Origin of the sequence: Bartonella sp. MM97QHHN (assembly GCF_042194285.1) — a bacterium.
Classification (GTDB): Bacteria; Pseudomonadota; Alphaproteobacteria; order Rhizobiales; family Rhizobiaceae; genus Bartonella.
Window position 1 is genome coordinate 1 of the sequence record NZ_JBHIMS010000076.1, and the last position, 8,476, is coordinate 8,476.

Annotated in this window: 12 protein-coding genes; 1 reads left to right on the forward strand and 11 read right to left on the reverse strand. The window is 40.5% G+C overall.

Going from position 1 to position 8,476, the window contains the following annotated elements; translation table 11 throughout:
- From ACFIJW_RS04775 to ACFIJW_RS04825, 11 genes are all read right to left on the reverse strand, one after another.
- The coding region (locus ACFIJW_RS04775; protein ID WP_375633494.1) for a restriction endonuclease at positions 1–336 on the reverse strand (336 nt) is incomplete at its 3' end.
- A 367-nt stretch (positions 337–703) separates the two neighbouring features.
- Positions 704–1,216, reverse strand: a complete 513-nt coding sequence (locus ACFIJW_RS04780; protein ID WP_375633501.1) for a DUF3987 domain-containing protein — start codon at positions 1,214–1,216, stop codon at positions 704–706.
- A gap of 518 nt (positions 1,217–1,734) precedes the next feature.
- Positions 1,735–1,872, reverse strand: a complete 138-nt coding sequence (locus tag ACFIJW_RS04785) for a hypothetical protein (protein WP_155915008.1) — start codon at positions 1,870–1,872, stop codon at positions 1,735–1,737.
- Positions 1,873–2,175: 303 nt separating this feature from the next.
- Positions 2,176–2,679, reverse strand: a complete 504-nt coding sequence (locus ACFIJW_RS04790) for a DUF6622 family protein (RefSeq protein ID WP_074380593.1) — start codon at positions 2,677–2,679, stop codon at positions 2,176–2,178.
- 1 nt (position 2,680) lies between these two features.
- On the reverse strand, positions 2,681–3,238 hold the full coding sequence (locus ACFIJW_RS04795) for a hypothetical protein (protein ID WP_375627807.1): 558 nt from the start codon (positions 3,236–3,238) through the stop codon (positions 2,681–2,683).
- Positions 3,226–4,023 carry a beta-hydroxyacyl-ACP dehydratase gene (locus tag ACFIJW_RS04800; RefSeq protein WP_375633495.1) on the reverse strand — a complete coding sequence of 266 codons (798 nt, stop codon included), beginning with the start codon at positions 4,021–4,023 and terminating at the stop codon, positions 3,226–3,228. The genes ACFIJW_RS04795 and ACFIJW_RS04800 overlap by 13 nt, the downstream gene beginning before the upstream one ends.
- A complete protein-coding gene (locus tag ACFIJW_RS04805) occupies positions 4,014–5,060 on the reverse strand; it encodes a citrate/2-methylcitrate synthase (protein WP_375633496.1) in 1,047 nt (348 codons plus the stop codon). Before ACFIJW_RS04805 ends, ACFIJW_RS04800 begins: the two co-directional genes overlap by 10 nt.
- A 94-nt stretch (positions 5,061–5,154) precedes the next feature.
- Positions 5,155–6,372 (reverse strand): hypothetical protein, encoded by a 1,218-nt coding sequence (locus tag ACFIJW_RS04810; protein WP_375633497.1) that lies wholly within the window; start codon positions 6,370–6,372, stop codon positions 5,155–5,157.
- A gap of 6 nt (positions 6,373–6,378) precedes the next feature.
- Positions 6,379–6,948: a class I SAM-dependent methyltransferase gene (locus tag ACFIJW_RS04815; protein ID WP_375633502.1), complete on the reverse strand. Its 570-nt coding sequence runs from the start codon at positions 6,946–6,948 to the stop codon at positions 6,379–6,381.
- Between the two features lie 488 nt (positions 6,949–7,436).
- Positions 7,437–7,622 carry a hypothetical protein gene (locus ACFIJW_RS04820; protein ID WP_375633498.1) on the reverse strand — a complete coding sequence of 62 codons (186 nt, stop codon included), beginning with the start codon at positions 7,620–7,622 and terminating at the stop codon, positions 7,437–7,439.
- A gap of 163 nt (positions 7,623–7,785) precedes the next feature.
- On the reverse strand, positions 7,786–8,187 hold the full coding sequence (locus tag ACFIJW_RS04825; RefSeq protein WP_375633499.1) for a hypothetical protein: 402 nt from the start codon (positions 8,185–8,187) through the stop codon (positions 7,786–7,788).
- Between the two features lie 94 nt (positions 8,188–8,281).
- On the opposite strand from ACFIJW_RS04825, the gene ACFIJW_RS04830 reads away from it, so the two are divergent.
- On the forward strand, positions 8,282–8,476 hold a 195-nt coding region (locus ACFIJW_RS04830), incomplete at its 3' end, for an Arm DNA-binding domain-containing protein (protein ID WP_375633500.1).

The following is an 8,476-nucleotide window of genomic DNA, read 5'->3' on the forward strand; positions in this document are numbered from 1 at the left end:
TTTTCCCGAGGCAGCAATAAAGCTATCAATATCTTCTTTCTTGATCTGATGATTTGCACTATAAAACTTACATTGAATAGCAGCATATCCTTCTTCATCACGAATTTTAGCAACCAGATCAATGCCGATATCACGCCCATCTTCCCCATGCTCTTTTGCCCATTCACAATAGGTTTGAACTTTTTCATATTCTTGGCATTGTAGAGGGTCTTGCGTCAAATAAGCAATTACAAACTTTTCAAAAGAAGTTCCTCTATCGCGCGCATTTTCTGTATGATCACGGTAGGATTGTAACAGAGAGCGTAATGTCAGTGGTTTGTTATGAGATTGAAGCATTTATAATAAAACCCCACCGCTTTATAAGCGTTGATCTATCGGTGTCAAAAAACTTTAAATAGAATCTGCTAGATCTATTTAAAACAAATAGCAATAATAAAATAAAAAAAGGGTGCTAAAGACCCACAACCTGCTTAAAAAGAAATTTTATTAAAGGCTACTTATCCACAGCCTATGACATGAGGTAAANGTCAAAACCTATAGAGGTTGTGTTTTGGATATCTTTGACACAAGATTTAAAAGGACCTCGGTATGTTTCTTCTTTAAAAAATTATAAAACAAAAACCCTCAAAGATACTTTGTAAACCCTCTGTTGGTACGATAAGATCTTTGAAGGTTTTAAGAATAACAAAAGATTACAATGGCTTCATTGTTTGATGCTGTTGTTTTTAACGAAAGGGTGCCATTCATAACGTATGGTAGGGCGACCACCTTGTGAGCTATTTTCACTTGCTATTTGACGAATATGATTGGAACGACATAAGAGCTCTAAAGCTTGCTTAACGGCTCTATTATCTGTTAAACTGATCCAACTTCTTTGATGAATATCACGTAAAGTAAAAACATCGGGTAAATGATCACAGGGCTCGACAATCAATTTTGTCCCCTCTGTTGCTAAGCTATCCGCCGCCGCATAGAGCCTTTTGACATGACTTAACAAATATTTTTCCCATCGCAAGGCTGTTTGAAGGGCATCTTTATTGATTTCAAAACGCCCCCCTTCGGTTAATTCAAAAATCAATGCAAGACTTACTATGGTCTTAGGCATTTTCAAAAGATGCGCTTGTAAGCTTTCAGAAAGGTTATTCTCTTTGGCTTCTTTAAAAATCTTTTGCATCCATTCACGAAAGATCTCTTGAGCATCAGCAGAAAAACGCATCACAAGAGGGTGTTCAGGAGAACCAAGGGGTTTATATCATAATGAGAACGTATTAAGCTAAGAGGAGATGCCAAATTCTCAAAGGAGAAGTGCAATGCACCTTTACGAGTTTTTTGGACTTCATGATTTTTTGTACAACATTATGCCCCCCAAGATTATGTGCCCTTAAGCAGCTACAGTCGTTGATACAATATCCTCAGCAAGCATTTGTTCATCTTGCACATATATTTTTAGTATTTTTAATAATTTTTTTTTGGAAGATTTCTTGGTACGGCACGCGATACATCAGTGCTAACGTTCTCTTAAAAAACACCCAGATAATTAATCAGCTTCAAAAAACAACCTTACCAATGAAGTACTAGCTAGAGGGTTGCATGCACAACGCAATAATGGCACACTGATTCCCACAAGCGTGCTTCACATATTGCACGCATAGCCTGTACAGAGTCTACCGCTCCTAAATACTCAAACGTAAAAACGTAATGCTACTGGATCGTATAGTGACCGCAGTTGCACCCTTAAACACCGGTTCCTCCCCATATCATAATGCTTGACAAAAGCATCATGCCATCATAGCAACGGCTTTGCGTAGGGGTCCCACAACATAGTTCTACAAATTGTTGACGCATTGCCAAGCTAACAGTTTTCTTGCCCACCTACGCCAATGAGACCATCACTATCCTCTTTTTGAATCGTAAAACAAAATGATTTCCCATGAGCGATAAACCATCTGCTCAAAGTCCAGCTAGCTCAAACTCATAGCATTCTAAACCTTTAGGCTCGCTCTTCCCCCAAGGGGGCATAGTCAGATATATCACTTCCCTCACCTCTTCACGCGCTGGGATAAAAAAATCTGAAACTACGAGGCAACGCTGCATTTGTATGCAGCGTTGTTGTTAGGAATAAGCTTCTATTGAGATAGTTCTAATGGGAAGCACCCACAGCTAATGGTATAGGGATTAATTTGGATTCTTTCGAAATGCTATATATAAATTTAATGTGCCGCCCCACAACACACCACCAGTAAACCCACTTAAAAGACCAAAAAGAAGGTTAAAATCAAATGCATATTTCAAATCAGGTACAACCTTGAGAAAAACAATCAATGTGAATTTGATGACAAAAGCGATAAGAATAAATGTCAGCGTCAACGGCGTACCAGGCAGAATAATGAAATCCGTTCCCTCTTTGATTTTTAAACGCGCAGTAGCACGCCAGAGCAACCAGCCAACGCCAAAGCCGATCATCAGCCCTGCCAACATTGCGATTGCTCCCCAGCGTGGGAAAGCCAGCTGGTTAATCACATCGCTTGCGCCCAAAAAAAGAAAGACTAACGGCAAGAGAAAAAGGCGGTAAACCTTCGTTTCCCTATCTTTCAATGCGATTATTCCCCTCGCAATGAGAAAAATAAGCAAAATCCAAGCCCATAAAGGGGTTCCGGTCAGAATGTTAAACAATGACATATTATGCTCCATGATGTTTGATGCGATAAAAATATTGCATGATGTTAGGAAGATATTTAGAAAAAAGAATACCAGTACAAATTAAACCCATAGTGATTAACCAAATCTGGGGGGTCCATGTAAAAAAAGCCACTAGAAGACCATTGGCAAAAAAGATGATTACCCAAATCCATGTAATATATTTATTGATGAGATAAAATAGGATATGTTTGCGTTTTTCTTCAGAAACACCAGCACTGGCATAAAAAATGGTAAAGGGTTTCTTTACCAGCAAGCTAATCAATGAAACCAGAGCAAGTGACAGATAGCAAAAAACTGTGGGGTAGTTCAGTAAAAGTGTAGACCATCCAGCGAAATAATTAACAAACAGGACAATAACTGTCAGAATGTTAGTAATCATCACGGGTTCTCCCTGCCGGACAATTTTAATATTCACAGCAATAATGAACAATAAAATCACAGTTAAGATGAGAGAGCGTTCGACCAGAGTTAAAACGTTTCCATTGATAACCCAGGAGTAAATACTCCACGGAATAAAAGAGATTATTATGTTAAACATGACGCATCCTCCTTTTTATATTTGATAGAAAACTTACCGCAAGTGCTTCGTTTTTTAGTTTCCGTATGAATATAAAAAACGCCACCCGGTTCATACTCTGTATCCTGTTTAATGGTCAACTGATAGGTATCTCCCGGATAAACTGCTTCAATGAACTTTACTTTTTTCAGCGCAACAGATGCGATATTTTTCGTACTACCCTGCGTGGCTAAAGCCAGAACCATCTCAATCAATAGTGAACCAGGACATACGGCGCGGGAGGGGAAATGTTCCTCAAAAAGCGGGTGATGCGCATTAAAGGAAAAAGTACAAGAATCTCCGGTTATGGAGGAAATCTTACATAAATCGCCTAGTAATGGAAGAGCGACTTTCTGAGAACACGAGCCAAGGAAGCAGACTTTACTGACCATGATGATTGCCTGCGCAATAACGGCCTTTCCATTGTCATATGTGCTAGCCTTACAGTGAATACGGTAGGCCTCATTAATGCGTTCAATATGTCCTTCAACGCATAACCGATCGCTATCAAAATGGGTGGTAGAGAAAAACTGTTCAACCATAACAGGGAGATAGCGATAAGTGAGATCCGAGTTTTTAGCCACCATGGTGGCGAATCGAACTGAAAACTGATGCAAGGCTTCGAGTAACAAGCCCTGTTTCAAATAGTTATGGGCTAACTCCCAGTGAGAAATATCGATTTGCCCGCAAGCACGCATCGGTGTGGTTAAGGTGATACTCTGACATATACCCAAGAAATTTGGCTCGGTGTGATGCTTTATAGCCATAATTGGGAGACCTTTTTATATCTTTCTCTTAAATCCTTTGATGATAAACCGAAGGAATGAGCGCTAAACCGCGCTTGATAGTGCGCGAGAAGTATCGGCATACGACAAACGAAAAAAGCCAACAATCCCAGCTCAGGAGAAGCCCGATGTTTGCTCATGATGCTTGCAATTAGAAAATCGACATTGGGTTGCAGTCCTGTATTGTCCGAAATAGATCGCACAAGCGAACTGAAGGAGCACATAGGCACCTGAAAGCGTGAAAAAAAGAAATAAACCCGGACATCCCATTGCATAATCGGGTGACCAAACCTTGGCCAGGGTTTGTCTTTGCAATAATGCGTTACCGCTGCCTTAAGATTCCCGGCTTCAATCTCATGGAGGACACCAGAAAGTCGCATGATAGCATATTTGCAGGCTCCCATATGCGCGGGGCCAATGGCACAAAACCCACCGATTAGTGCAGAAATGACGTCGCTCTTGGTACTGATAATAAATCTTACCATGGTGGTTGTGGGTGTCACAATACCAAACCCGCCCAGCAGTAGAGACATGCACCCGCAAAGCACATCAATATCCCAGTCGGAAGAAGCTTCCTTGCTAGTTAATACTAACCAAAAAGCAAGCTCCAAGGTATTGCAATTTTCGATCGCCGGCAAATCGGAAAACTGTTGGGAAGAGCACGCCAATGCAATAATCCACGGCATCAGCAAGATAATTTTAAGACAACAACCGTCGCTTACGGGAGCCATGACCTTACCCTGAGCCGCCGAAACCTCAACTTGCGATAATAACATCATAGATCGCTGCGTTAAACTCAAAGATGGCAATACATTGATCAGTTGATGCATCGCCTGCAGTTCGGCGTTAGTATTCTGAATCAGCAGATCCATCTGTTCTTCATTAAAAAGGTTGCCGGTCAGTACAAACCATGCGTTCTGCAAATAACGGTTTTCATCGGCAATATCAATCAAATTACATCCACGAATAAACAATGCGTTATTATCTAAATCATAATTATCAATAACATCATCTGACATGATTTACTCCTGCTGCTCCGGTGACACGCTATAAAACCTGATGTTGACATTTATCGTATGCGAATTCCCTGATACAATTTCATTACACAAATTATCAAGTTGCATTACAGGACTCCCTTGCGTCATAAACTAGCAGGCATTTCCCTCTGGATGAGAAAAGCAAATCGCTATATTCGACGATGGTGACATTAATACGTCCGCGCTTTTTCATATAGGCTTCATAAATATCCGGCAAATGATAGATTTCCTCAGTTAGTTCGGACAAATCAAGGTCGTGAAATACTTCGCAGCAGATTTTAATATCCATAATCTCTTGTCTATCCGCGGATAAAGACAATACAATTTGAACAATTACATCGGGCAACCGTCGATTAATAATTTTGAATATTTTTTCATGGCTAATCAAATTTCCCATGAAATTAAAATCAATAGCATTGCGTTTAATACCTTCAAAATAGAGGTCACCATTTTCAACGGATAATGTGCCCATATCGCCCACGGAATATCTGATAAGTTTGCGCGAGGCATCGGGATCCAGTGATGTCACTAGCAGCCCTCTCTTATCTTCATATTCAAAGAAGAAATCATCGCTGAAGAGCTGGTACCGATTAAGCCGCCCTTCGGCGGACATACCAATGAAACCGCACTCCGACAAACCATATAAACCAATTATCCGCAGATCGTCGCCCAGCATCTCGCGCAGATAGTTTTCATGCACGCTCAGCATCGATTCACCGGTAAAGACCACTTTTTTAATTGCCAGTGGAACCTCAAGGCTGAGCATGGCTTCAACGAACTGAACGATGGTGCTGGGCACACCAAACAGTACCGAGAGCCGTATTTCAGCCAGAAACTCGAAATGACTCTTCAGCAGCAGAGCAATATCGCCAACCGGCACAACATGTGCACGGCAATTTTTTAAAATTTCACACGCCAAGTAGTGTAAAGATGAAAACAGATTAATCGTAAAAAGGTTGCCAACAATATCCCCTGGGGAAAAAACCTGCCGCGCGCGCAGGTTACGAATTAAATTGCGCTCTGATGAGCTGATCCCTTCCTTACAGAATTTTAAACGAACGTTGGCCATTTTCATCGCCCCAGTGATGCCGCTTGTAGCACTAATCAGCATCGGTAAGTGTTCACCCGCAGAGTCCACTTGAGTCAAAGAACCTCTATCACCAGTGGTCGAATAAACGCGTGTACTTATCCTAACCAAATCGCGGAAAGCAATGTAATCGAGTGCATGGCAGCCAGTTATTGCCGTTATACGTGGTTGCATTTTTGCATACATTTCAGCACAGAAATAATCCATGATAACTCAGACCTTTTTAATGAAAATTGCACAACCCAGAGCTGCTAGACCTTCTCCACATGCCACTGTCCAGCTCATCTCACTAAGATCGCAGCCATATAAAAAATCGGTGATACCGGCTAATGTAAATTTTTCTTCTGTGAACATAGCTGCCACACCGCATTCACGACGTGATTGGTTAAAAACACCCAGTGCTGTTTCTTCTGCATCAGCTAGGGGTTCATGGATGATAATACGACCGCCGCGATCTAAAACACGGCACAACTCCTGTAATCCTTTTTTAGGTTCAGCCCAGTGATGAATTACGGAACGGGCATAAATCATTGAAAAGGAGTTATCGGGAAACGGTAAATTGCTGACGCTGTCTTCAATAATGTTGAATGCATGCTGGTATTTTAACTCCGTACATTTTTTAACACAAAACTGAACCATACGGGGATCAATATCAAACCCGTAAAAGGAATAGTCTGTGAGTTTTTGGAAGCGGTAAAGCTTGAAAAGCATGTAGCCAGTTCCCATGCCAATATCGAGAATTTTTTTCTTCGCAGAAGTAACACCAGATGCTTCTTCCAGAATTCTTTATATCAAATACGCATTCCACGATGATGTACCTTCAGTAGCATACCTTTCATAGTGCTCAGGGGTGATATTTACCAGTAAATCATTCATCACATATTTCTCTAAATGAAGCTAGTTATGGCATTGCCATAAACTCGTTAAAAACTAACTGGGTATAGAAACGGTTACGTCCTCATATAAGAAGTCATCTAAAATAATTGATTGCAAACATGCATCCAGCAAAACAACGGTTATCACAGATTGACAAAGATAATAGCAGTTACAAATAAACGTCATCCCCTTAAACACAAATGTATTCCCAACGTACCGAAAAACACATCGCGTCCTGTCATGTTCAACTAAAAAATAATCATTTATATCAAAAGTACACGCCGAGATGGCGCATAATGCCTTATACAAGCTCTCCATGCAGCTAAATATTGTGGTGCATAGCCGATTATCCAGCACCTGCCCTGCTGGAAAGTCCGCGCATTTTTCACAGTAATCTAGCATAAATGGCCTCGGTAGTTTTTTTTCTCAATAAATTCGATATCAACCCCGACAGACTGAATCCGCGGATCATTATTAAGCAACATAATACTTTTACTCCGTCCATGGCTCACAGAACTGTGTGACATCTTTACATCTGGCAAAATCCGTTTAAATATATCGATAAAAAGTACCTTCGCCATTTCACGTTGCAATATCATTCTCGATGTACGTCTCGTCGATACAGGCAAATAACGATGAAGCCTATCAATAGCTAAAAATAGGTATAAAAAGAATGGCTCACAATGCACAGATAATTATTTGCACGACGATTAACATACACTCTGCTCATATCATGAGCTTTATCTACATGGTACATTTTATTTTCCCTGTATTTGTCGTGGCAATTTTTCTGATATTTACTTTAAATGCATACTGATACCATTTATCAGTCAATAGTTTAGTAATGACTTTAACCTGCTCACTATTTGCCGACATATCAAGGTTGAGATAAAGATCGCCGTTCTGTGCTTTTGAAAAGTAATGTCTTAAACATCCGGCATACTTAATAATGTCATTTGAAATCAGTTGAACTGGGATAAACTTACCATTGTGTTTAAATTCATTAACGGCTCTGGCTATCCAGTAATAGCATTCGGATCCATCTTTAACAAACAGGTCGCCGGAATCAAACCATTCATCACGCGGCTTTAATTGCAAGAAACTATCAACATAACCATCACACGCGAAAGGCGTTTTATAAAACAAACAAGGCATTGATTTATAATGATAATATATCGTTATTCATATTGAATGAGAGTCTCGAATAACGTAGGATTCTCTCATTTCAAAGCTGTTTATCTTGAATCAATCAAAACCATTCGTTTGCACGTCACAAGCCGGCTTGTTACTTCATAAGCGTAAAGATGGAGGTGCTCAATGGATTTTACGGTATACCCTTCACGGACGTCGTCGTGAAATGGGCTTGGGAGCGTTGCGAGATGTTTCTTTAAAACAAGCCCGTGAATTGGCAACTAGGTGGCGGGCTGTTTTACGT